The 22,788-nt window shown below is 60.0% G+C and carries 21 protein-coding genes and 1 pseudogene; 4 read left to right on the plus strand and 18 right to left on the minus strand.

The window, feature by feature from the left end:
* Positions 1–35 precede the first annotated feature (35 nt).
* Positions 36–647 carry a TetR/AcrR family transcriptional regulator gene (locus tag AC07VO_RS05580; RefSeq protein WP_192351232.1) on the plus strand — a complete coding sequence of 204 codons (612 nt, stop codon included), beginning with the start codon at positions 36–38 and terminating at the stop codon, positions 645–647.
* Between the two features lie 91 nt (positions 648–738).
* On the opposite strand, the gene AC07VO_RS05585 is transcribed toward AC07VO_RS05580, so the two are convergent.
* The 3 genes from AC07VO_RS05585 to AC07VO_RS05595 all read right to left on the minus strand — a co-directional run bounded on the left by AC07VO_RS05585 (position 739) and on the right by AC07VO_RS05595 (position 4,599).
* On the minus strand, positions 739–1,842 hold the full coding sequence (locus AC07VO_RS05585) for a polyamine ABC transporter substrate-binding protein (RefSeq protein WP_192351230.1): 1,104 nt from the start codon (positions 1,840–1,842) through the stop codon (positions 739–741).
* Between the two features lie 39 nt (positions 1,843–1,881).
* A complete protein-coding gene (locus tag AC07VO_RS05590; protein WP_018927874.1) occupies positions 1,882–3,219 on the minus strand; it encodes an alginate export family protein in 1,338 nt (445 codons plus the stop codon).
* Positions 3,220–3,336: 117 nt separating this feature from the next.
* Positions 3,337–4,599 (minus strand): serine hydrolase domain-containing protein, encoded by a 1,263-nt coding sequence (locus AC07VO_RS05595; protein ID WP_192351228.1) that lies wholly within the window; start codon positions 4,597–4,599, stop codon positions 3,337–3,339.
* Between the two features lie 390 nt (positions 4,600–4,989).
* Between AC07VO_RS05595 and fdhA the strand changes: the two genes are divergently transcribed.
* Positions 4,990–6,189: a formaldehyde dehydrogenase, glutathione-independent gene (gene fdhA / locus AC07VO_RS05600; RefSeq protein ID WP_018927872.1), complete on the plus strand. Its 1,200-nt coding sequence runs from the start codon at positions 4,990–4,992 to the stop codon at positions 6,187–6,189.
* A gap of 51 nt (positions 6,190–6,240) precedes the next feature.
* Here fdhA and AC07VO_RS05605 read toward each other — a convergent pair whose 3' ends face one another.
* The 4 genes from AC07VO_RS05605 to AC07VO_RS05620 all read right to left on the minus strand — a co-directional run bounded on the left by AC07VO_RS05605 (position 6,241) and on the right by AC07VO_RS05620 (position 11,266).
* The gene (locus AC07VO_RS05605) at positions 6,241–8,610 is read right to left on the minus strand and encodes a hypothetical protein (protein WP_192351226.1); all 2,370 of its coding nucleotides are present in this window, start codon (positions 8,608–8,610) and stop codon (positions 6,241–6,243) included.
* Positions 8,611–8,671: 61 nt separating this feature from the next.
* Positions 8,672–9,421 carry an ABC transporter permease gene (locus tag AC07VO_RS05610; protein WP_192351225.1) on the minus strand — a complete coding sequence of 250 codons (750 nt, stop codon included), beginning with the start codon at positions 9,419–9,421 and terminating at the stop codon, positions 8,672–8,674.
* Positions 9,422–9,428: 7 nt separating this feature from the next.
* A complete protein-coding gene (locus AC07VO_RS05615; RefSeq protein WP_192351223.1) occupies positions 9,429–10,430 on the minus strand; it encodes an ABC transporter substrate-binding protein in 1,002 nt (333 codons plus the stop codon).
* Positions 10,427–11,266 carry an ABC transporter ATP-binding protein gene (locus tag AC07VO_RS05620; protein WP_192351221.1) on the minus strand — a complete coding sequence of 280 codons (840 nt, stop codon included), beginning with the start codon at positions 11,264–11,266 and terminating at the stop codon, positions 10,427–10,429. The genes AC07VO_RS05615 and AC07VO_RS05620 overlap by 4 nt, the downstream gene beginning before the upstream one ends.
* 135 nt (positions 11,267–11,401) lie before the next feature.
* Here AC07VO_RS05620 and AC07VO_RS05625 point away from each other — a divergent pair, with 135 nt between their 5' ends.
* Positions 11,402–12,145 carry a GntR family transcriptional regulator gene (locus tag AC07VO_RS05625; protein ID WP_019578600.1) on the plus strand — a complete coding sequence of 248 codons (744 nt, stop codon included), beginning with the start codon at positions 11,402–11,404 and terminating at the stop codon, positions 12,143–12,145.
* Here AC07VO_RS05625 and AC07VO_RS05630 read toward each other — a convergent pair.
* The 5 genes and pseudogenes from AC07VO_RS05630 to AC07VO_RS05650 all read right to left on the minus strand — a co-directional run.
* Positions 12,133–12,240 (minus strand): annotated as a pseudogene (locus AC07VO_RS05630) (aldehyde dehydrogenase family protein); the annotation flags it as partial. The gene AC07VO_RS05625 and the pseudogene AC07VO_RS05630 sit on opposite strands and share 13 nt — an antisense overlap.
* A gap of 10 nt (positions 12,241–12,250) precedes the next feature.
* A complete protein-coding gene (locus AC07VO_RS05635) occupies positions 12,251–13,099 on the minus strand; it encodes an alpha/beta fold hydrolase (protein WP_192351219.1) in 849 nt (282 codons plus the stop codon).
* A gap of 34 nt (positions 13,100–13,133) precedes the next feature.
* Entirely contained in the window at positions 13,134–14,426 is a 1,293-nt protein-coding gene (locus tag AC07VO_RS05640; RefSeq protein WP_192351217.1) for an NAD(P)/FAD-dependent oxidoreductase, read from the minus strand.
* A gap of 57 nt (positions 14,427–14,483) precedes the next feature.
* Positions 14,484–14,906, minus strand: a complete 423-nt coding sequence (locus AC07VO_RS05645; RefSeq protein ID WP_111454530.1) for a RidA family protein — start codon at positions 14,904–14,906, stop codon at positions 14,484–14,486.
* 34 nt (positions 14,907–14,940) lie between these two features.
* Positions 14,941–16,080, minus strand: a complete 1,140-nt coding sequence (locus AC07VO_RS05650; protein WP_018927864.1) for an ornithine cyclodeaminase family protein — start codon at positions 16,078–16,080, stop codon at positions 14,941–14,943.
* Between the two features lie 185 nt (positions 16,081–16,265).
* Between AC07VO_RS05650 and AC07VO_RS05655 the strand changes: the two genes are divergently transcribed.
* Positions 16,266–17,093, plus strand: coding sequence for an AraC family transcriptional regulator (locus AC07VO_RS05655; RefSeq protein ID WP_018927863.1), 828 nt, complete (start codon positions 16,266–16,268; stop codon positions 17,091–17,093).
* An 89-nt stretch (positions 17,094–17,182) separates the two neighbouring features.
* Here AC07VO_RS05655 and AC07VO_RS05660 read toward each other — a convergent pair whose 3' ends face one another.
* The 6 genes from AC07VO_RS05660 to AC07VO_RS05685 all read right to left on the minus strand — a co-directional run bounded on the left by AC07VO_RS05660 (position 17,183) and on the right by AC07VO_RS05685 (position 22,778).
* On the minus strand, positions 17,183–18,124 hold the full coding sequence (locus AC07VO_RS05660) for a helix-turn-helix domain-containing protein (RefSeq protein WP_018927862.1): 942 nt from the start codon (positions 18,122–18,124) through the stop codon (positions 17,183–17,185).
* A gap of 75 nt (positions 18,125–18,199) precedes the next feature.
* A complete protein-coding gene (locus tag AC07VO_RS05665; RefSeq protein ID WP_192351215.1) occupies positions 18,200–18,979 on the minus strand; it encodes a 2-keto-4-pentenoate hydratase in 780 nt (259 codons plus the stop codon).
* Entirely contained in the window at positions 18,976–20,583 is a 1,608-nt protein-coding gene (locus AC07VO_RS05670; protein WP_018927860.1) for a bifunctional 3-(3-hydroxy-phenyl)propionate/3-hydroxycinnamic acid hydroxylase, read from the minus strand. Before AC07VO_RS05670 ends, AC07VO_RS05665 begins: the two co-directional genes overlap by 4 nt.
* 62 nt (positions 20,584–20,645) lie before the next feature.
* Positions 20,646–21,248: an amino acid synthesis family protein gene (locus AC07VO_RS05675; protein ID WP_018927859.1), complete on the minus strand. Its 603-nt coding sequence runs from the start codon at positions 21,246–21,248 to the stop codon at positions 20,646–20,648.
* 10 nt (positions 21,249–21,258) lie between these two features.
* On the minus strand, positions 21,259–21,726 hold the full coding sequence (locus AC07VO_RS05680) for a VOC family protein (protein ID WP_064617305.1): 468 nt from the start codon (positions 21,724–21,726) through the stop codon (positions 21,259–21,261).
* Between the two features lie 11 nt (positions 21,727–21,737).
* Positions 21,738–22,778 (minus strand): VPS10 domain-containing protein, encoded by a 1,041-nt coding sequence (locus AC07VO_RS05685; RefSeq protein WP_192351213.1) that lies wholly within the window; start codon positions 22,776–22,778, stop codon positions 21,738–21,740.
* Positions 22,779–22,788 lie beyond the last annotated feature (10 nt).

The following is a 22,788-nucleotide window of genomic DNA, read 5'->3' on the forward strand; positions in this document are numbered from 1 at the left end:
GCGCCCCCTTTATTCATAGCGACAAGGGATCAACCGTGAGCGGACTGCGTGAACGTCAGAAAGTCGAACGACGCCAAGCCATCAGCAAGGCAGCGATCGAACTGTTCGAGCGTCAAGGTTTCCAGAACACCACCATCGAACAGATCGCCAACCAGGCTGGGGTGTCGGCGCCCACCGTGTTCAAGTACTTCGGCAACAAGCAGGAAATCATCCTGGAAATCCTGCACGACGCCGACCAGCGGGCCCTCAAGGACACCCGCAACCAGATCCCTGAAATTGAGGATCCGGTCGACGCCCTGTGCTACCTGGAACGCCTGCTGACCGGTTACGCCCTGGAAGTCATGCATCCCAGTCTCTGGCGTGAACTGTTGCCACTGATATTGTTTGGCGGCGACAACGAACTGCCCGAAGGCTATCGCGCCATGAACGATGCACTCAGGGCTGAAATCAGCGGGTTGCTCAGAGAACTGCAGCAGGCCGGCAAACTTCGCGCCGACCTCAACGTCGACCTGGCCGCCTTCCTGTTGAACGACTACTCACACCTGCAGTTGTTCAGGCTGGTCAATCAGGAACAGCCGGACATCGAGTCACACTCCACTCAGGTAAGACGTATCACCGAACTGCTCTTTTACGGAATGCGGGCCTGAGAACGCCAGCCTCCTCCCAGACTGGCTGCAGGCTATAGCCGAGGCGCGTCATTGCTGGCGAGCCCGGCGTCGCGACGCCGGGCCACGATGATCAGCGATTGGTCTTGATGGTGGTCCAGGTGCGGGTGCGGATCCGCTCCACGGCTGCCGGCATGGGCTCCAAAGCGAACAGTGTTTTGCGCGCTTCGTCCGGCACATACATGTTGGGGTTATTACGGATCTCGGCGTTCACCAGTGCAGTGGCGTCCTTGTTCGGATTGGGGTAACCGATCTTGTTGCTGATCCGGGCAATGACGTCAGGGCGCAGGATGTAGTTGATGAACTCATAGGCTTCTTTGGTATGGGGGGCGTTGGTCGGCACCATCATCACGTCCGACCACATCGGCGCGCCTTCCTTGGGTAACGCCATCTCCACCCTGACGCCCTTGCCGGCCGCATCGGCCAGTTGCTTGGCCAGCGCCACACCACCCGACCAGCCGACGGCTACGCAAATGTCACCGTTGGCCAGGTCCATGCCGTAGCGTGAGGAGTTGAAGTAGGTGATGTGCGGGCGAATCTTCATCATCGCCGCCTGGGCCTGCGGGTAGTCTTCGCGCTTCTGGCTGTTGGGGTCGAGGCCCTTGTAGTGCAAGGCGATGGGCACGATTTCGTTGGCTGCGTCGAGGAAACCGACACCGCAACTGGCCAGCTTGGCGAGGTTCTCTTCCTTGAAGATCATGTCCCAGGTGTTCATCTGCACATTGGCGCCCAGGACTTGCTGAACCTTGTCGACGTTGTAGCCGATCAGCGTGGTGCCCCACAGGTACGGTGCCGCGTAACGGTTGCCCGTATCACCCGCAGCTTCCAGGGTTTTCATGAACTCCGGGTCCAGGTGCCGCCAGTTCGGCAGCTGGTTGCGGTCCAGCGGCTGGACGGCACCGGCGGCGATCAGGTGACTCAGGTTGGCGCTGCCGGGGTACACCACGTCATACCCGGAATTGCCGGTCAGCAGCTTGGACTCCAGGGTTTCGACACTGTCAAAAACGTCGTAGACCGGACGGATGCCCGTTTCCTCCTGGAAGCTCTTGAGCACTTCAGGTGGCAGGTATTCGATCCAGTTGTAGATCCGCACCGTGCGCTCTTCAGCCAGGCACACACCGCTGGCCAGCAACGACACTACAGCGCCCAATAAGGTGTTACGCAAAAACATGTTCATGGTTAAGCACTCCTGCGCGGCCGCGAAGGCTCGCGGCACTTAATAGCGGTAGGTGAAGTACAGTTCCAGCGCACTGAATTTCTGGTCATCGCCGAACACCTGCCTGGCGGCGGCCAGCGGCTTGACCCAGTTATAGGAGAGCGACGTATAGAACGACGGCGTCGGGGTCCAGTCGAGGAAAACCACACTCTCGTCCGCAAAGCGCCGATCGCTGACCTGCGCACCCATGTAGTTTTTCTCGTCCAGCCAGAACTGATAGTGGATCGCGCCGAGGGTCAGCGTTTCATTGAGGTGGGTCTTGAGCGAGAACTGCTGGACGTTTTCGTTGCTGTTGAACAGCAGGTAGTTGCCGACGACATCCCCCACCAGCCAGGTGCTCCAGTCGACGAAGCCCTTGCTCAGTGACTCCCAGGCTTTCTGCCGGTTGTCGGCGAGGTTGTCGTCGCCGGAAAAACTGGCGTAGCGATAGCCGATCACCGGGGTCAGCGGCAACGTGTTGAAGGCGTAATCCGCCTGACCGTACCAGGCGTTGGCATCGTAATCCACGCCTTCACCACTGCCCCGCTCCACGGCGTATTCGGCATTCAGGGTCAGGTCCGGCACGCCCGGTACTTTGGCCTTCAACGCACGCACGTTGTACACCTGCATCCCGTCCCGGCGTCGTGGCAGTGTACTGCCCTTGGGCCCCAGCGCATTGACCTTCATCGCCATGGCCCCAAGTGTCACCTGGTCGTCGAGGTTGTAGTCCAGGTTAGCGCCGGTCATGCGGAAGTCACCCAGATCGTCATCGACCCGCAAGGTGAAGGCCTGGGTTTTCAATGCGCCATGATCCCAGGCCAGAATGGCCGAATCCTTGAAGGCGGTTCTGGGGCCAAGCCAGTAGGCGCCGTCCTTGAGTTGGTCGAGGTTACCGTCCATGACGATGAAGCCGGTGCCGATCATGTAGTTCTGGCGACCGGCTGTGAGCGTCCACTCCCCGGCCCGGAAACCACCGTAGAGTTCTTCGGTGGCCACGTCACCATCAGAGCTGCGGGTGAAGCCGCCGGCATCGCCATCGCCAAAGGTGGTCGCCGCCACCAGCGAGCCACCGGCCAACAGGCTGAAGTCTGGCTGCAGGGCGTATTCCAGCTTGACGCCGGGCTTGACGTAGAGCTCCTGCCAGTCGATTTTCGTACCGCCATTCTTGCCACTGCGCGCATCGACGCGGCCGCTGCCGAAGTTGACGTTACGGGTGGAAAGGGTCGCACCGCCGGCAGTGAAGTTGACCTCACCCTTGAGGTTGCCATCCTCGAAGGTGTAGCCCGCCAGCGCGACTTGGGCGGTCAGGGGTAAGCCGACCGCTAAGAGCGTTCGAGAGAAACGCGTCATGAGAACCATATGAAGCTCCTGTGTGATTATTGTTGTTACAGGGCAGTGAATGGCGGCGCAAAGCGCCGCCAACACCTGGTCGAGCCAGGCGAATAGGTCGCAAACTTCTTGTCGTTATGAGGCGTTTCAGTGAGTAAGGTGCGCGGCGATGGCACGCAGCATGCGCACGCTGTCAGCATCGAACGGGCTGACAGCCTCGGTCAGCGATGACTGCTTGACGATCACCACACCGGACGGCTTATCGACGAACAGGTACTGGCCGTGGATGCCGCCGGCCATGATCGCCTGGGTGTGGTCGTTGAAGACGTACCACTGGCTGCGGTAGGAAGCGTCAGGGGTCCATTGGGAGAACTCGGAGTTTTTGGCGTAGATCGCGGGATCGGAGCCGGCGCAAATGCGTGCAACCGTCTCGGTCGACAGCAATTGCAGCCCATCATGGCGACCGTCGTCGGCCAGCAGCCGACCGAACCGCGCCATGTCTCGCAAGGTGGCGTTGAAACCGGCACCGGCAACGCTACGCCCCCAAGGATCGGCCATGAAGTAGCCGTCGCGCTCACACCCCAACTGGCTCCAGATGTCTTGCAGCAATTGATTGCAAGCCTTGCCCGAAGCGCGCTCCATGACCCAGGCCAGGGCTTCGGTGGTGGCGGTCACGTAATGGAAAAAGCCGCCATGACTGCCGCGTTTTTTCAGCGACGGCAGGTACTGATACAGCGACTCGAACTGAGCGTACTGCGCAGGTGCCGGCTGGAAACCGCAGGCATAGCCGTACTGCGAGCTCTCGGAGTTGGGATCGTCATAGACTTCGCTGTAGTCGATGCCCACGGCCATGTCGAACAGCTGGCGCACCGTGGCATCGCCAAACGCGCTGCCCAACAGTTCGGGCACGTAAAACGCCGCCGGCAACTCCGGATTGAGGATGCCATCGCAGACCAGTTGCTCCCCCAGGGTGCCGATCAGCGACTTGGTCACCGAGAACATGACGTGCCGGTCGCGGGGACGCTGGCCGTTGAAGTAACGCTCGAACAGCACGGTGTCGCCCTGCATCACCAAAAAGGCGTCGGTCTGACTGACCACCAGATGATCGATGACACTGACGCTCAAGCCACATTCACTGTCGAAGTGCAGTTCATCCAGCGCTTGTGGCGCTTCCTTCAAGACGCTGACCGGTCCGCCACCCGCCTCCACATCAATGGAGGGACGCAGGCGCGCCAGATTGCGGAACCCCCACTGATTGAACGGTGGACGCATCCAGTTGTTCCAGGTGACGCGGCGTTTCGGCTCGGCCGGAAAACCCTGCATAAACAAAGGCGCCAAGCGCCTGTGGAGTGACGATTCATTCGTCTCGATGTAAAGACTGGCCAGCAACGGCACGGTGTTCTGACTCATCGGGTTTCCCCTGCAAAATGACTCTGCGTGAAAGCAGATGCAGGGAAATAATTACCCGGTATTATTTTTTAGTCAATAAAACTTTTATCAGATAAAAATATTTTTAGCGCTGTGCTTTGATGAGGGGGCAAACACGGCGTTCAGCGCCCGTTACTCCTGCGACAGCCCTGCCAACCGGGGGGGTAATTGGGTGCTAAATGCCCTCGCAGGGTGCTGATACCAGGCGTAGGATCAATACGATGACTGCTTATCACGCATCGTTGGAAGGTGACTTCCAACCCATCTGCATTCACGCGCAAACGCAAGACATTTACCGCCGCACTGTAAGGCCGCGCGACCCTTCGCAGTACAAGGGCCGTGTTCTCACAACAACAAAAGCGAGGTGAAATCATGTCTGGTAATCGTGGTGTCGTGTATCTCGGCGCAGGCAAGGTCGAGGTGCAAACCATCCCCTATCCGAAAATGGAAGACCCGCGCGGCAAGCGCATTGACCATGGCGTGATCCTGCGCGTGGTTTCGACCAATATCTGCGGCTCCGACCAGCATATGGTGCGTGGCCGGACCACGGCCCAGGTCGGGCTGGTGCTTGGCCATGAGATCACCGGCGAGGTCATCGAGAAGGGCCGTGACGTGGAAAACGTGCAGATCGGTGACCTGGTATCGGTGCCGTTCAACGTCGCCTGCGGCCGTTGTCGCAGTTGCAAGGAGCAGCACACCGGCGTCTGCCTGACGGTCAATCCGGCGCGCCCCGGCGGTGCCTATGGCTATGTGGACATGGGTGACTGGGTTGGCGGCCAGGCCGAATATGTGTTGGTGCCGTATGCCGACTTCAACCTGTTGAAGCTGCCCGACCGCGACAAGGCAATGGAGAAAATCCGCGACCTGACCTGCCTCTCCGATATCCTGCCGACCGGCTACCATGGCGCGGTGACCGCCGGTGTCGGCCCTGGCAGCACGGTGTATATCGCCGGTGCCGGTCCGGTCGGACTGGCTGCCGCCGCCTCTGCCCGTCTGCTGGGTGCGGCGGTGGTGATAGTCGGCGACGTCAATCCGCTGCGCCTGGCGCATGCCAAGGCCCAGGGCTTCGAGATCGCCGACCTGACCCTGGACACTCCGCTGCACGAGCAAATCGCCAACCTGCTCGGTGAGCCGGAAGTCGATTGTGCGGTCGATGCGGTCGGCTTCGAAGCCCGTGGCCATGGCCATGACGGCGCGCAGCACGAGGCCCCGGCCGATGTGCTCAACGCGCTGATGGGCGTGGTGCGGGTCGCCGGCAATATCGGTATCCCCGGTCTGTATGTCACCGAAGACCCGGGTGCGGTCAATAAAGCCGCCAAGCATGGCAGCCTGAACATCCGTTTCGGCCTCGGCTGGGCCAAGTCCCACAGTTTCCACACCGGCCAGACCCCGACGATGAAGTACAACCGTCAGCTGATGCAGGCGATCATGTGGGACCGGATCAAGATTGCCGAGGTCGTCGGCGTGCAGGTGATCAGCCTGGACGACGCGCCGCGTGGCTACCACGAGTTCGATGCCGGGGCGCCGAAGAAATTCGTCATGGATCCGCACAAGCTGTTTACCGCGGCCTAAGGAATGGGTTGGGACAAGGGCAGCTTTTGAGCTGCCCTTTTTTATGGCCGTTTATAACGTTAGAAACAGCGCCGAGGTCCAGACTCGGGATTGATCGCGCTGCCGGGCGCAGATGAACAATGGATGTTCACGCCCCTGCTCCAGATTCAATCGGGCAAGCTCGATTTGCCCTTGCAGTTCACGAGGCAGCGGCGCAGCGGTTGTCCTTTCGAGGGACACCTTCAACTCCGCGCCCGGCAGCTCTTCGGTCACTTGCGATTGCACCAGCAACTCATCGCCGGACAACTCCATCAGCACCGTCGGCGCATGCACGTAAGGTTGCGGTTCAGACGGGTCGCCGACCTTGATGTAGTTATCGATGCGGCTATGAACCTGCAGCGTGGCGCCGGCCAATTGCGACAAGTCGATTTCGATGCTGTCGGTGTCGCCGTTGGTGTCGGTGCGAAAGGCCAGAACCGTTGCATCCTTGCGCCATACAGTTTGTTCGGGGTGATCGAGACCCAAGGCGCGAAAGCCGTTGATGACCGCACCCGTCACGCGAATCTCGCCGGTCCAGTAGGCGCCGCGATAACGGTCCTTGATCCTTGCGCCGCCCAGGCGCAGACGAATACGTTGGCTGGAAAAACCCAATTCCTGATGCAGGTTGCGCGACCAGATCAGTTTGTCGCCATCGAACAGATCGACCTGCTCCCAGCCCGCCTCTCCGAGCAGTCGATAGTCCAGCGTGGCATTTGCATCGGCGGTGAACACTTCACCCATGAAATGCTGGCCCTGGCGCAGGCTGGCAAATGAACGCTCGCCGGTGGTGGCAAAAGTGCGACGGGCGCGAAGTGCCTTGCCAACACTGGCTCGATCGAAGGCCTCGGCCACCACGCCAGTCAGCCCGCCGCGAGAGCCGAACACCGCCGTGGCCGGAACACCACCGCCACAACGCCCCTGATGCTCATCGCTGTTCGCCGCGGCACCCACTCGATAGCCACGCTGAAGCGCTTCGGCGTAGACCCAATGGAACTGCCCCCAGGCCGAGCCGACCTCGATCAGGCGCTCCAGCTCCGGATGGTGCCAGTCGAGGTTGCAACGGCGTCCGCCGACGTGAGGCATCATCAAATGCCCTTCGGGGTCCTTGGCATAGGCGGCATACAACTCATCCACCGGCCAGGCACCCGGCTTGATGGTGCCGGCGGTGAACTCGTTCCACTCGAAAGAACGCACCAGCCGACCTTGATTGTCGAAGGGAAACTCGGGTTTGCGGTCATGCAGGAACACCACATTACGGTCACCACCCGCGCAAGAGTTGCCGCACCATTCGGTGCCGGGATAGCAAACAAATCGTCCTGGTTCATTGAGTTCGTGAATCAGGTTGACCGCCTGATCCCAGCGCTGCTCAGTGATATTGAAATCATTGGCGGTGTAACCGAGGACATCGAGCCCGGCGACATCGCGACCGTAGCTGAGGTTGTACAAGGTGTCGTTGGTGCCCACCGTGTCATCGGAGTGCACATGCAGGTCGGCGTACAGCGGGCGCAATGCAGTGCCGGCCGGATCGACCGTGACAAACGCCCGAGCGGCACGCACAAAAGGTGCCGCCACCTCGGCCGACAAGCGCCACTCCCCCACCGCACCAAGATCAAAACCTTCAAGCCGGGCAGTCGCCCAACCTTCAGCCGCCAGGGTGAACGGTTGTTGTCGCTCCCCCCCTTCGGGATCAACCAGAGTCAGGACACCTTGGAGCGGCAAGTTGCGGCAGGTGTTGCCCCAGGCATCATCCACCCTGAGCAGTACGTCGAACGCCTCACCCGCGCTGACCAGGCGAGGCACGATCAACTGCACGCTTTGCGCCGGTCCCGGCACGATGTTCAGCAGCGGGTCACCCGGCACCTCGGCAAATTTCGAGCTGCCCAGCGGGTCGATGAACAAACGGAAACGGAAGTCCTTCTCGACAAAACTCTGCACCCGCGTACCCGCGCCGCCCTGACGACGATCGCCCAGGCGAATGATTATTTTGTCTCCCGGATTCAGGTAACCGTCGATGATGTCGATGATGATCGCTTTCTGAAACGGCCGTTCATGCCCCTTCTGGTCGAAGCGCACTTTCAGATGCTGCACAGAGGCCTGGCTCTGGCCAGGGACCAGCTCGCCTGCCTGATATTCGGCGCTGACATAGTTGGGGCCAGTCGGATTCGAGGTCTGGAACAAGGCCCAGTCGGAGTAGAACTTGAAGGCCAGTTTCAACCAGGCGCCGTCTGCGAGGCCGCTGCCGCCGACCTCGTAGACCAGGGTAATTTCATCCCATTGGCCGGCAATCAGCGTGTCACGATCACAGTGGATGCTGCCCAGAAACGGGCGTTGTTTGTTGCGTTCGTAGAGGCCTTGAGGGGCAATGTAATACCCGGCTTCGCGGGGATCGAAAATGTTACTCACATGACACCTCGTGCAGTGGTCCACTGAAGGTTTGAAGGGGGTTGAAGTCAAATGACGATGCTTACTGCACTCGCCATTTCTGGTAATGACGCTCGATACGCCTGAACACAAAACTCTCCATCAGCCAGGCAATCAGGCCGATCACCACAATGCCCAGCAGCACCTGGCTGCTATTGCCGATCTGCCCACCCGTCGACACCATCCACCCGATGCCCTGGGACGCACCGATCATTTCCGCCGCGACCAATGCCCTCCAGCCCTGGCTGAAGCCGATGCGCAACGCCGCCGTCACGAAGGGCAGCGAGGCCGGCAGGTAAACGTGGGCCAGCAGTTGCCAGCGGTTGGCGCCCAAGGTGCGTGCCGCACGGACTTCACCGCCGCGGATACTCTGCACGCCCTCCTGAATGGTCACGGCCATGGGGAACATCGCGGCAATGAAAATCACCAACACGATGGAGACATAGCCCAAGCCAAAAATGATCATGATCAGCGGCGCCCAGGCGATCGGCGGGATCGCCATGAACAGGCTGTTGAGCGGCGAGATGAAATCGCGAAAACGCGAGGACAGGCCACCGGCAGTACCCAGCAGAATCGCGACGATCACCGCCGCGCAAAAGCCGCCAACCTCTTCAAGGACGCTGGCCCGCAGGTGCTGCCACAACGAACTGTCGCCCAGCCAGCGCACAGCCTCGCGGGCAACATCCCATGGCTGCGGCAGGATGTAAGTGGGAAAGCGGCTGGCCAGGGCCATCCAGATCAACAGCAGGAATGGCAGTGACGCCCATCCCCAATTCGGTTTTGGCAAGGACATGACAGACTCAGTGCGAGGCTTTTTGCAGGTAGGAGGTATCCACGATCTGTTCGGTCTTGAGCGTGGTATCGATAAAACCCAGGTCGTGGGAGTAATTCATCAGGCGCTGGATGAATTGAATATCCGCAGGCTGCAAGTCCGCTGACCAACCCAACCGGGTACGTGCCTGGGCGACGATGGCTTGCGGGGCGATGGTCTTGCCGTCTACGCCTTGCACCGCTTCAAGCTTGAACGCCTCGGCGATGATTCGATTCGACTCTTCGGGGTGCTCGTTGAGAAAGGCGATGGCCTTGCGGTGCGCACGCAGCAGCTTCACCACATCTTCCGGTCGCTCCTGCAAGGTTTTGGGTAAGGCGATCACCACGTACCAAGGGTAATTCGGCAGCGCCTGATTGACGTCGAGCAGGATCCGGCTCGACCCGCGCAACAACGACTGGCTGACAAAGGGTTCCCAGGAAAACGCCGCATCGACAATGCCGCGCTCCAGCGCCGCGTTCATATTGCCGGGTGGCATGTCGATGATGTCCAGATCCTTGTCAGGATTGAGCCCGGCCTTTTCTTTCAGCACATAGCCGCGCAGCAGCACATCCATGCCACTGCCCTTCTTGACCCCGGCCAGTTTTTTCCCCTTGAGTTCATCCAGGGCGGTAACCGGACTCTTGGCGTCGACAATCACCGCGGCCTGACCGTAATTGACCTTGGCCAGAATCCGGCTTTGCAGCCCCCGGGAAAACCATTGATACACCGGCGGCGTACCGACATAGGCCACATCCAGCTCGCCAGCGGCCAGCGCCTGCTGGATTACCGGACCATCGCCCAAGGCCTTGAGATCGACATTCAAGCCTTCCTCGCGGTAGTAGCCCTGTTTGTCGGCGATCAACGCCGGGGCGTTGGCCATGGCGAATACGTAACCCACACGCAAGGGTTTCTCTTCGCCAGCCACGGCGAATACGCTGCTTGCCAAGGCGGCAACAGACAAGGAAAGGGCAAGCAGCGAATGTTTGATCATGCTGTCAACTCAGGTTGGCGGGTTGGGTAAGCGGAGGCTGCAGGCACTTCCATGACCTGGGAAATGCGCTCCATCAGCTCATTGCGGTAATCGAGAAAGGCCGGCAACCGGCGGGTTTCGAGGTTGGAGCGAGGACGCGGCAAATGAATATTCAGTTCGCTGTGGATACCGCCGGGGGCGATGTTGAGCACGATGACCCGATCCGCCAGAAACACCGCTTCGTCGATATCGTGGGTAATGAACAGCACCGTCTGACCCAATTCAGCCCAGATGCGCAAGGTCTCTTCGTTCATGCTGTTGCGGCTGATGGCATCCAGTGCAGCGAATGGCTCATCCATCAGCAACACGCTGGGCTCCAATGCCAGGGTCCTGGCCAGGGAAACCCGCTGCTGCATGCCGCCAGACAACTGATGCGGCAACCGATGCGCGGCATTCTCCAGACCGACCAGACGCAGGTACTGCAAGGCTTGAGAACGCTGCTGCGATTCGTTGATCCGAGCCGCCATTCGCAGGCCGAAACGGACGTTTTCCAAGGCGCTCAACCAGGGAAACAACTGCGGCGCCTGAAACACATAACCCAACTCCGAACGCTCTGGACGCACCGCCGTCTGGTTGATACTGATCTGACCACTTTGCGGTTGCACAAAACCTGACAACAAGTTCAGCAAGGTGGTTTTCCCGCAACCGGATGGCCCCAGGATCGCAACGAACTCACCGGGCCTGGCGTTCAGGCTGAAAGAGGAAAACACGCGATGCCCATTGGGGTAGCTGAAGCTGATGTCATCGACCGTCAGCGCATCGGCTTGCTGCTGTGCGTAAGGGAGGGTTTTGAACATGGCAAGTGTCGTCAGGTCGTTTACAATGGGAATACCTGACATAATACGTATTAATACAAGTCGTCCCAATAACCTATTTTTATAACCTTAGAAGTGAAGGCGCACCGCCCTCCTCCAAGGCCATGGAAACCGACAGTGTCTACGTCCATTCTTCGCGACAGCACCACCTCACTCTACGAGCAGATTGCCCAGCAATTGCTGGAAGAGATTCAACGTGGCGACTTTGAGCCCAGCGGCAAGCTGCCGTCAGAAGCAGAGCTGGGTAAACGTTTTGCGGTGAGCCGCGTCACCGTTCGCCTGGCGGTGGGCAAACTCAGCGACGACGGCGTGGTGGAGCGCAAACAAGGCAAAGGCACCTTCGTGGCGGCCAAACAGGTGCGGCACGGCCTGGACGCGTTGCGTAGTTTTCATGAAGCCTTGTTGCTGCAAGGGCTCGAACCGAGCATGCGCGTCATCAGCCATACCCTGCAGCCGGTTCCAGAGGCATTGCGTGGTTTGTTTGAAGAAGCGGACGATTGCCTGCTTCTGGAACGACTGCATTTCGTCGATGACGAACCCATCGCACTGGGCCGCAGCCATTTACCAGCCGAATTGGCCAGCGTGGTCTGGACTGAAGTCGAGCATCAACCGATTTACTCCATTCTCGAGTCGATCACTGGCATGGCGGTCACCCGAGCCGATCTGGCGATCCGCGCGCAAGAAGCCGATAAACACCTGGCCAGTGCCTTGCACATCAAACGTGGCGCGGCACTGCTGGTCATGGAGCGCACCTCCTGGTTTGCCGACGGTCGCTGCTGCGACCGTACGACCTTCTACATCCGCCCGGAACGTTATGCCTTTGTCTTGAGTGGTGTCTTCAAGTCCAGACCCGCCAGCTGAATCAGTGCACCCGCAGGAATGCCCGCCTCAATCGCCAATTCAACCCGACGCATGGCGGTCAATGGGGTTTCCATCGCCGGTTTGATTCTCACCGTGCCGTGGGTTTCATTGGCCCGGGAGCTCAAGGCTTTTGAGAAAGCCTGCGACCAGCGCGTTGAACGCCTCGCCTTGATCATCGTGTACATAGTGACTGGCACCTGCGACCTCCACCGTCTGGACGTGCGGATTGCTGGCGCTCATCGCTTGCAGCATCGCGGGCGGCAGAAAGTCCGAGCGGCCGCCGCGAATGAACAGGGTCGGGCAATCCAGCGCGCGCACCGCCGGCCATAGGTCCGTCGGCTCGATACTCAGGCGCGCCTCGGCAATACCCTGCTGATCATGGCGCCAGGTGATCACGCCATCGCTCTCTTTCATCGAATGAGTGAGCCTTGATGCCAGGCCCTGTTCCGACAACCCAGGGCGCGAAGCCTGCCAGAATGTGCGGGCCGCCTCCCAGCTATCGAACTGCAAAGGCGTCTGGCTCATTTCGCGGCGAATACGCGCGGCGCCATCGCCCTGGATTGAGGAGCCGGGGCCGATGTCCTCGATCATCAAGCCAACCAATCGCCCCGGGTTTTGCCGCGCATATTCAAGGGCGTTGGCGCCCCCTAATGAGTGCCCCAGCAATACAAAACGCGACAAGCCAACATGGGCGACCAAGTCCTCGAGGTCCTCGACGTACGACTGCGTGTGGTAGCTGCCGGGCGCGGCCCAGTCACTCAGTCCTCGACCGCGCTGGTCCAGGGCATAGACGCAGTAGCCTGCACCCAGAGATTGCACCAGCGATTCCCAGGTTTGGGCATAAGCCCGCAAGCCATGCAATAGCACCAGAGGCACACCGGTGGATTCACCCCAGCGCAAAAAGTGCAGGCGCAAGCCAGATCGGTTGGTAAAGAAACAGCTGTCAGAAGGCATCGTTTGGTTCCTTATATGCGTGGCTTCGACCGACCTAGAAACGATCGAACCGATAAGGGCTTGGATCAATGATCGGCGCATGACCGCTGACGAGATCCGCCGCGAGGTGACCTGCCGCCGGCGACGTGCCGAAGCCGTGCCCCGAGAAGCCGGTGGCCACGGTCAGCCCCGGAATCTGCGCGACCGGCCCAATGACCGGGTTGGAATCCGGCGTGACGTCAATAGTGCCTGCCCAGGCCTGGGCGATCCGCGCCTGTTCAAACACCGGCCAGGCCGCAATGAGGTTGTTCATCGCATCGTTATTGAGCCGCGGGTTGGCGGCCGGGTCCTGCACCCTGACGCGCTCGAACGGGCTGACACTGTCGGATTTCCAACGCCGGGCAAGCGCCAGGTCATTGAAAAAAGGCTTGCCCAACGACACGTTCAGAACGCTGCGTTGCGCACGGAACTGCGGCATGTATTGCTTGGCAAGCAACAGGTGGTCGAGGGTCAGGAAGGCATCCAGTTTGCCGCGCTGGGTAATGATGAAGCCACCGTCCTTGTGCTTGCGAAACGAAAAATCCGGTGCGCCGACAGCAATTTCCGTCGGCCCCTCCATTGGGTGAGTACGTAGCACCGAGCAGGTCAAGGGCAAGGTCGGCAACGACACACCGAGGTTGCCCAGAAAACGCCGTGACCACATCCCCCCAGTCAGCAGCACATGATCACAGCGAATCTCACCTTGCTCGGTGACCACGCCACTGACGGTGCCAGCGGACATTTGCAGCGTCCGTACCGCGCACTGCTCGATAATCACCACACCCAGGGCCATGGCGGCCTTGGCGATAGCGCTGCTTGCCAGCGTCGGTTCGGCACGCGCATCGGACGGCGTGAAGATGCCACCGGCCCACTCACCCACGCCACCGGGCACCAACGCGTCAATCTCGCGCTTGCTGAGCAGCCGTGAATCCAGCGACAAATGCTCCACCGACTTGAGCCATCCCTCGTGCATCGCCATCTGCGATGGGCTGCGGCCCACGAACATGATGCCTTCCTGGCGATACCCGACATCCGCCCCTACCCGCTCAGGCATCTTTGCCCACAAGCGGTCCGCGGCGAGGGCCAGAGGGATATCGGCTGCGTGGCGGCTGGTCTTGCGTACCCAGCCCAAGTTGCGTGACGACTGCTCGCCGGCGATACGACCTTTTTCCAGCACCACCACCGCAATATTGCGTTCGGCCAATGTCAACGCTGCAGTCAGGCCGATAATCCCGCCGCCAATGATGACGACGGAGGTTGCGGAGGGAAACACGGTAGACGTTTTCACGGGCGCTATAGTGGGTGCCATGATCAAGACTCGGTAAACGAATGAGGTAGGCCACGCCTGAGCATGGCCGCGTGACAGTTACTGCGACAGTCGAATGACTTCAACTTGCGCCTTCGACGCGTTGCGATACGCCGTCACTTCCAGCTCCACCTTGTAGACCGTCGACCCCAAGGGCGGACAGGTGACGGTGCTGGCTGGGTCAACGCCGCGAAACTTTTCGCCGATCAGGGCCATCACGGCAGGTACGTCCTTGGGGTCCTGGATGAACACCCGCGAACACACCACATCAGCCAGGCTCGCATCGACCGCCGCCAGGGCCGCCTCGATGTTGGCAAACACTTGATGCGTCTGCTCGAGGATACCTTCCGGAATCAGCTTGGTTTGTGGGTTGCGGCCTGCGGTGTTGGACACGTAGATCCAGTTGTCCACGACCACCAGGCGCGAATAGCTGGCCTGATCTTCAAACGGGGAACCGGTCTTGAGCTTGATGATTTTTGTCATGTGGAATGTCTCGTCAATATTAGTGATGGCTGGCTTAGCGCAGAACCGGGGTTTCCCACAGGTTCAAGGTGACGCCGATGCCTTTTTCGATGGCGTTGCGGTAAACCACCGTGCCCCAGGCCACGTCTTCCACGGGCATTCCGCCCACCGACATGATGATGATTTCTTCATCGTTCTTACGGCCTTGCGCGGCCCCGGCGATGATCTTGCCAATGTCCTCGACGTCTTCGAGCCGCATCTTGCCTTCGGCAATCATGTCCATGAAGCGCACGCCAATCACCGGCACGCAGTGATGCGCAGGCTTGGGCAGTTCTTCAAACCAGGCTTGGTAGAGACCGGTGTTGTCCAGCACCTTGCGTACGTCGCGCTGTTCCATCCCGTCGTCAAGGGAGCAGGATGCAGGCATCGCGAGGAAGGCACCTGGCTTGACCCATTCGCGCTTCACAATTGGGTAGGTTGTGGGATCACCCACCTCACCGGAGCTACAATAAGTAACAAGGTCGGAGTCACGAACCACCGCTTCAAGGGTGTCGACCACTTCGATCGTGGTGACCTGCGGGTAGGTTTCCTTGACCCAGGCAATAAAGTTATCAAGGCTCTTCTGGCCGCGACCCTTGATCTTCAGTGTGTCGATATGCGGGCATACCGCGATGAATGCCGCCAGTGTGGTCTTGCCCATTACACCCGGGCCGAGCAGGCCGACGACTTTCGAGTCCTTGCGTGCCAAGTGGCGCGCGCCCACGCCGGGAATCGCACCGGTGCGGTACGCGGACAGCAGGTTGGCCGACATATGGGCCAGCGGTGCGCCGGTGTCGGGGTCGTTCAAGGTAAACATCAGAATCGAGCGCGGCAGGCCTTTTTCGCGGTTGGCGATATTGGAGCCGTACCACTTCACGCCTGCGGTGCAAAAGCTGCCGCCCAGGTAGGCAGGCATGGCCATCATGCGTCGGTCAGCCGTGGGCTTGGGCATGTTCGGGAAGGGTGAATCCTGCGGGAAGATCACCATCGCGCCATGGGAGTCATTGTTCGGACCGGCCATGCGATAGTCACCGGCATAGAGCAGGCCGAACATCTCCTCCATGGTGTTCACGCACGCCAGCATGTCAGTCACGCCCGCGCGGATCATGTCCTGCTCGGAGAGGTAGATGAAGTCGATTTTTGTATTTGTAGACATAGTTATTCTCGGGCTGAAGGTGATATCGCTGCGGTAGGCGCAGCTCCACGCTGTCGACCTCGAGTATCAGGGCGCGCTTTTCGGCGGTATTGTAAATTTCGGACATGCCCGATTGACCGGCGCGCAACAGTTGGCGTGATTAATGCGTGAAAACTTCCGTATCGCTGCTCATCGAAGGTGCAACCATGATCAAACAGTGCGCGCCGCCTCCCAGGCACCACACTGCGAACGAACAGCCCTGGTTCGTGCTCAACTCTTCACGGTATTCGGTCATGCCCTCCGAACACCCGGCGATCTCGCATTTCTATGCCTTCGATGTGGCTCAGTCAGCCAACCTGCTGGCCGTGCCGGACGGTTGCGTGGATATTGTTTTCGACTGTGATGCAACACGCCCTACCGCCCGGATCTGTGGCACGCCGCTGGCTGCCCAAGCGGTCGAGTTACACCAGAACCATCACTACTTCGGCGTGCGCTTTTCACCGGGCGTCATTCCCGGATTTATCAATGTGCTGGCCGAGGAATTGACCGAACGGGAACTCGACCTGCTGGAGGTCTCGGGGTTCGCCCAGCGCATCTTCGAAAATATCGTTCAAGCACCACTGCTGGGCGATCAGATGCGGCTGTTCAACGACTACCTCGCCCCCCGCCTGATGGGGAGAACGTCAGCACTCACGGCCATGGTCATTCAGCAGGCGCTGCGCCACCGCGGTGATATTCGTATTCAGCAACTGGAAGAACTCAGCGGGTACACCAGTCGCACGCTGCACCGACAGTTCAGCCAGGACACTGGTATGTCACCCAAGACCTTTTGCCGAATCATCCGCTGCCAGGCAGCTCTGGACACCCTCAATACCCAACACGATGTATCGTTTTCGGAGCTGGCCCTCGACCTGGGCTTTTCCGATCAATCGCACTTCCTGCGCGACTTCAAGAAATTGGTCAGTACAACGCCTTGCGACTATCAACGCAAAATGGTCCAAAACGCCTATAGCGACCGCATCAACTACGCCTGACCCGCCCTTTCAAAATTTCACGAGCGCTTGAATATCAGCCTGGAAAAGGAAATCGGGTGGGAGGACAGCGTCAGCCGCACATGAGGTCTTTAGCGCATAGCCCTGAGCGTTTCAGACGGTGACTCGCCGAACAATTGCCGGTAATGCGCGGCAAAGTGGCTCAGATGAAAAAAGCCCATCGCCATCGCGATCTCACTGATGTTGTGAGTGCAGGCAGAGGTTGTGATCAAGCGGCGTCGCACCGCGTTGAGGCGTAGATTGCGCAGGTATTCGACCGGACGCATTCCGGTCACTGCCTGAAAACTGTTCTGCAGGGTCCGGCGACTCACCCGCAGGTGCTCGCACAGGTCGAGAATGCTCAGCGGTGTATCACCACTGGCATCGATCAGCTCTTGGCAACGCTTCACCAGGTAAGCACTCACGGCGAAATTACCGCGACGACAACGTACCTCATCGGTGGCGTGGCTGAACAAATCGAGGAACGCGCCGAGCAGTTCTTCCTCCAGCATTTTCTCGGCGGTTGAGTTGATAGCGTCCGTCTGTTCCAAAAGGTGATGAAACAGCGGGTGGATACGCTGACGTATTCGCAACAGTAACGCGTCATCCACGCTGAGTTGGGACGTGGTCTTCAGGCGCTTGAGCTGATCGTCAGACAATTCGAAGGCCGCCAGTTTGGCGAAGCGTACCGCGTCGATATTGAGCGCAAAGAAGTGCATGCCTTCAGGGGCGTGCAACACAAACTCCTCGCCGTCACGCAACAGTACCACGCTGTGAGTGCCCACCTGTTGCCCCTGCACCACCGGCGCGCAGCCTAACGACATGGCTGCGCACAGCCGACCTTTGGGCGCATAGCCGCGCTGTACCACGCGTTTGTCCAGCACTTCCTGGAAGATTTGAAAGCGGTCAGAGGACAACTGCCGCAGCTCACTGGTCAGGCAGCCACGGCCGAGTTGGTCATACACTTGTCGCCAGCCCTGGATGGAGCCAGCGTGTTGTTGAGGGTCATTGAAGGTTCGAACTTCAGCAAGCATGGTCGTCGTTCCTCGGTGGCCCCGTTTGTTTATCGGCCTGAAAGGGACTCAGTCATCCGTGACGGCAGCTATCGTTCACACCGGGGCGGCGTCCGCCTTGAAAACCAAAGCCAGTTCCATGCCAAGCATGTGCAGGCAGTACGTGGCGGGCTGGATATTCATCGGCGGCAACAACGCCCCGGACAACACGACCTGCCCAGCCTCCACAGGTTGACCGTCGGCCAACAGACGCCGAATCAGCCAGCACAGATTGGCCAGCGGGCTGTCCTCCCGATCACGCGTATCACCGTTTCCGCAGAGCGCGCCGTCGCACTCCAGGCGATACGCTACGTTGACGTGGTGTACAGGATCGAACGGGATACGCGGTCCGAGACAATAAAGCCCCGCCGCCGCGTTGTCGGCAAGAAAGGCGCCCACTCCGAAATCCCAGCCCTGCCAACGGCAGTCGGCGATCTCGAACGCGGGCGCTACGTCGCCGATGGCGGCCAGAATATCCTCGTCACGGTAGTCCCCCGGCGCCAGGGTACGCCCCAATACAAACGCCAATTCGATCTCCAGCTTGGGCTGGATCAATCGCGAGAACTCCACCGCCGTACCCGGCTCGACGATCATGCTATCCATCAGGCCGCCATACACCGGCTCGTCAAGGCCAAAGCGTTTTTGCGCGGCGCTGCCGGCGAAGGCGACCTTCCACCCGCTCAGTCGCTCGCCTGCGGCTTGGCGATGGTCCAGCGCCTGGCGTTGCAGCGCATAACCCGCAAGCCGATCTATCGCCTCGGGGGCCAGTGGCGCAATGGCTTGCACCGTGCGCGTTGCCTGATGTAGCCGGTTAAGTAGCGCGTTGCCGCTGTTCATGACAGTTGCTCCGCCAGTTTGCGCAGCACACCTTCAAGCCTCTCTGGTGTGGTAATGGCGGCGACAAACCGGTCCGGACGCACCACCACGATGCAGTCACGCACCCTGGAGAACCATTCACCCAGGCGATTATCCACGTCCTCCACGCTGATGGCGTCCGAGGCCGTCAACGGCTGGCCACGTCCGATGCCGCTGCGCGAACGATTGACCTGAATGAAACGCGTGTCCCAGCGCGCCCAATAAGCGGCCATTTCCTCGCTGAGTTGCTCGCGCGGGTTCACCCGATAACCCAGCACCGCATAGGAATTGCCAAGCACTTCGTCCAGGCGACGACGCTGCCCCTGGGCGTCTTCGATATGCGGCTGTACAAACAGCTGGCCGACCAGGTCGTCCTCGCGCAACTCGGCCCGCTCGTGATAGACCAAGCCCTTGGTGATGGTGGCCTTGGGTTTGAATTTGAACTCCAGCAGGTGCGAGCGCAGGTTGTCGACACTGTTCACCGCCTGGAACAGCCAGTCGCGCACGCCGGCCATCAGCGGGTTGGTCATTCCCAGTACCGCGCCCATGTTGTCGGCCAGGGCTACCAGCTCGGTGGCATGCCCACGGCGCTCCTGGTCGTAGCTGGCGAGGATCGAGTGCGAGGCACGGCCCTGGATGATCGCCGCCAGTTTCCAGGCCACGTTGGCCACGTCCCTCAGCCCGGAATTGAGGCCCTGCCCGGCCCAGGGTGGAGAAATATGCGCGGCATCGCCCACCAGCGCCACACGCCCTTCGACAAACCGCACCGCGACCCGGGAGTGGTGGGTATAGGCTCGGATGCGGATGATGTTCAACTGATCGACCGCGTTGCCGATATGCCCACGGATCAAGTCGCGAATGGTGCTTTCCTCACACATCCTCGCTTCATCTTCGCCCTCCAGGAGCATGAATTCCCAGCGGCGTTGCTGGTACGGCAGATAGATGCACACGAAGGGCCGCTCCGGGTCGGCATGCAGTGCGGTGTAGGGTGCATCTAGGGTGTCATTGGCCGTATCGACCACCACCCATTTGCGCGCATGTGTCAGCCCCGACAGCTCGATACCAAGCTTTTTACGCACCGTGGAGCGTCCGCCATCGGCGCCGATGACATAGTCAGCCCGCAGTTGATAAATCTCGCCTTGAGCATCGCGCACCTGCAATGTCACGCCCTGCCCGTCCTGCTCGAGTTCGAGCATTTCATGGCCTTGGCGCAACACAACGCTGGCACGCTGTCCCAGCGTTTCGCGCAACGTGCCTTCCAGCAATTGCTGCATGAAAATATTACGCATTGGCCAGCCGTAATGGGCGGTACTCGGCTTGACCTCGGCGAAGCACACACCGCGTGCATTGTAATAGCGCAGCGGTACATCGCAGATCATGTCGCGTACAGCGAGATCGGCGATGCCGATCCCCTGCAGCACGCGCAGTGCTTCATCATCCATGCCCACCGCGCGTGGGTAAGGCAGTACGCCGTCGGCAAGCTCAAGGACGACGCAGTCGATACCGTACATCCCCATATAGTGTGCGGCCGTGATCCCGTTAGGGCCGCCGCCGACAATGACAACTTGGGTCTTCTCCTGCTTCATCGCTATTCACCGCTTTCTTGTTGTGTTTTTAATCCGACGCCGCTAAAGCCATGCGCCTGAAATCAGTGCAGTCCATCAATACCTTTGACGTCTGCCGCCTGCAGACCGCCCAGCCGCGCATGCAAGCGCCCGCGCGTGGCGAAGGCCCAGATCACGATTACCTCATCCGGCGCGGGGCCGTCGCCAAACATCAGGGACATGCTGTCGTAATGGGAGCGTACATACAGTGCATCCTTGTGGGCCAACGGCACATCGATGGTTGAACCCGGGGCGCCCCGTTTGCCGGTGGACGGCACCCAGGATTTGCCCCCGCCCAGCGCCAGGCGCACCGGATCGGCAGCCGGGTTGGTCAGGAACGCATTGCCGTGTTCGTATTCGCCCTGGCTGCCCACCATGCAAGCTTTACCGTAGCTGACAATATCCCGCGAGCCGGCCAGCGCCTGAATGCGACGACCGAACTCTTCGCCCAGCAGCGGCGACGGTTCTACCAGCTCTGTCAGCGACTCGCTGTAGCGACCGGCATAGGGGTTGGCGATCACGGCGGCGACGGCATATTTGAACAGCGGCTCGCCATCGGCTAACTGGCCACTTTCGTTGGCCAGGGTTTCTTCGACAAAGCTGTACCACTTGCGGATGTGATACGAAGCAAAATTCGCGGTTTTCATCTGGGTGGCCTCAAAGCGGGTCTAGTGGGTCTAGTGGATCTAGATTGAAATGTCGGCTTGGCGCGCCAGCGGCCTTGAACCGGGCCTTGCCGCGCGCATCGTCGTGTTCGGTCTCAAGGAAAAATTCCATGCGATTACCGTCAGGGTCGTTGAAATACACACCATGGCCGATTTCGTGATCGGTGATCTTCACCACCTCGACGCCCTTGCCCAGCAACATGCCGTAGAGCTGGCGCAAGGTGGTCATGTCCCCGGCGATTTCCAATCCATAGTGTTGCAACCCCAACCCGCCCTGATGGGCGCCGGGCTCTGCACGAAGCAAGGCGATGTCGTGATGTTTGGTGCCAAACGCCATCATGACCCAGCTTTCGCCCCGGGCACTTTCATGCATGCCCAGGATGTCGGCGTACCAGCGTGCCGACACATCAGGATCACTTACCGAGAGCGATAAGTGAGTACGAAGGATTTCGACTTTCATCGCGTGATACCTCAGCTTTTTTTGACCACGGATTGATGCCCTGCCTTGATCTGCGCCACCGCGGGGGTCCAGAGCACGTCAGCGATCTCACTGAATTCGCGCCACTGTTTCTGCCAACCATCACCGCCATTCCCGGAGGTGAACAAGTGCCCGTACTTGGTTCCCGCAACGATCTGTCGCGGATTTTCCGGGTTGAAGGCAATGGCCCAGACGCAGGAATTGGGTTGTTGCGGCAGGGGCAGCACTTCCCAGCTGAGCGCAGCATCACGGGACACCAGGATCTTGCTGGTGGTACCGGGCGTGCCATCGGAAATACTCAGGTACAGGTCGCTTTGCGTGCCCAACGGCGCGTTCATGGCGCGCATGTAATACAGGCCGAATACTTCTCGACCGATAATGCCAGTCCAGGTCAGCCCCTCATCCAGGCTGCGGTAGACGGCGTTGACGCAGACCACCACGATGACTTTCTGACCATGATTGGGCAGTACCAGAATGTTGTGGACATCCGAGTTGTAGTCCCACAGCAGCCGATCATCGACGCGCGTCCAGCTGTCGCCACCGTCACGGGAGTGGAATAACCCACCCTCTTCAAGGCCGAACCATAGCTGGTTGCGGTCGGTCGGGTCATAGGCGAAAGCCAGCAGCCGTGGGCGGCTGACTCCGTCGCAGAATTCCGGAATCTCAACCGGCGCACGATCCCAACTGAGACCACCGTCCAGAGTCCTCCACAGTACGGCGCGCGAAGGTGCACCGGTGCCGACGAAAATCCGTTGCGCGTCCTGCGGATCGACGGCGACTTTCCAGACCGTCTGCCCGTTGAAAGGCGAATCGACCCGCTGCCAATGGCCGCCGGTGTCGCGGCTGACACACAAACCTACGTCCGTGCCGGCGTAGATCACCTCAGGCTCGCCGGGGTGCACGCTCAAGGATCGAGTGATCGCGTCGAACTCCAGATCCTGGCCCAGGCCCAGGCGATGCCAGGTCCGACCCTCGTCGGCGCTGCGGATCACCGCCTGCCCTACCGTGGCCACTAACAGGGTTCCGTTACTCATCGTTGGTGCT

The organism is Pseudomonas sp. GW821-FHT03E01 (assembly GCF_059420765.1).

What these genes read in the sequence shown, in the direction of transcription:
- AC07VO_RS05635 (WP_192351219.1), bottom strand. Translation starts at nt 13,099, where the DNA reads ATGCCTTCTGACAGCTGTTTCTTTACCAACCGATCTGGCTTGCGCCTG.
- AC07VO_RS05640 (WP_192351217.1), bottom strand. Translation starts at nt 14,426, where the DNA reads ATGGCACCCACTATAGCGCCCGTGAAAACGTCTACCGTGTTTCCCTCC.
- AC07VO_RS05660 (WP_018927862.1), bottom strand. Translation starts at nt 18,124, where the DNA reads ATGCTTGCTGAAGTTCGAACCTTCAATGACCCTCAACAACACGCTGGC.
- AC07VO_RS05615 (WP_192351223.1), bottom strand. Translation starts at nt 10,430, where the DNA reads ATGATCAAACATTCGCTGCTTGCCCTTTCCTTGTCTGTTGCCGCCTTG.
- AC07VO_RS05650 (WP_018927864.1), bottom strand. Translation starts at nt 16,080, where the DNA reads ATGTCTACAAATACAAAAATCGACTTCATCTACCTCTCCGAGCAGGAC.
- AC07VO_RS05610 (WP_192351225.1), bottom strand. Translation starts at nt 9,421, where the DNA reads ATGTCCTTGCCAAAACCGAATTGGGGATGGGCGTCACTGCCATTCCTG.
- AC07VO_RS05620 (WP_192351221.1), bottom strand. Translation starts at nt 11,266, where the DNA reads ATGTTCAAAACCCTCCCTTACGCACAGCAGCAAGCCGATGCGCTGACG.
- AC07VO_RS05595 (WP_192351228.1), bottom strand. Translation starts at nt 4,599, where the DNA reads ATGAGTCAGAACACCGTGCCGTTGCTGGCCAGTCTTTACATCGAGACG.
- AC07VO_RS05645 (WP_111454530.1), bottom strand. Translation starts at nt 14,906, where the DNA reads ATGACAAAAATCATCAAGCTCAAGACCGGTTCCCCGTTTGAAGATCAG.
- fdhA (WP_018927872.1), top strand. Translation starts at nt 4,990, where the DNA reads ATGTCTGGTAATCGTGGTGTCGTGTATCTCGGCGCAGGCAAGGTCGAG.
- AC07VO_RS05670 (WP_018927860.1), bottom strand. Translation starts at nt 20,583, where the DNA reads ATGAAGCAGGAGAAGACCCAAGTTGTCATTGTCGGCGGCGGCCCTAAC.
- AC07VO_RS05665 (WP_192351215.1), bottom strand. Translation starts at nt 18,979, where the DNA reads ATGAACAGCGGCAACGCGCTACTTAACCGGCTACATCAGGCAACGCGC.
- AC07VO_RS05675 (WP_018927859.1), bottom strand. Translation starts at nt 21,248, where the DNA reads ATGAAAACCGCGAATTTTGCTTCGTATCACATCCGCAAGTGGTACAGC.
- AC07VO_RS05680 (WP_064617305.1), bottom strand. Translation starts at nt 21,726, where the DNA reads ATGAAAGTCGAAATCCTTCGTACTCACTTATCGCTCTCGGTAAGTGAT.
- AC07VO_RS05655 (WP_018927863.1), top strand. Translation starts at nt 16,266, where the DNA reads ATGATCAAACAGTGCGCGCCGCCTCCCAGGCACCACACTGCGAACGAA.
- AC07VO_RS05685 (WP_192351213.1), bottom strand. Translation starts at nt 22,778, where the DNA reads ATGAGTAACGGAACCCTGTTAGTGGCCACGGTAGGGCAGGCGGTGATC.
- AC07VO_RS05590 (WP_018927874.1), bottom strand. Translation starts at nt 3,219, where the DNA reads ATGGTTCTCATGACGCGTTTCTCTCGAACGCTCTTAGCGGTCGGCTTA.
- AC07VO_RS05585 (WP_192351230.1), bottom strand. Translation starts at nt 1,842, where the DNA reads ATGAACATGTTTTTGCGTAACACCTTATTGGGCGCTGTAGTGTCGTTG.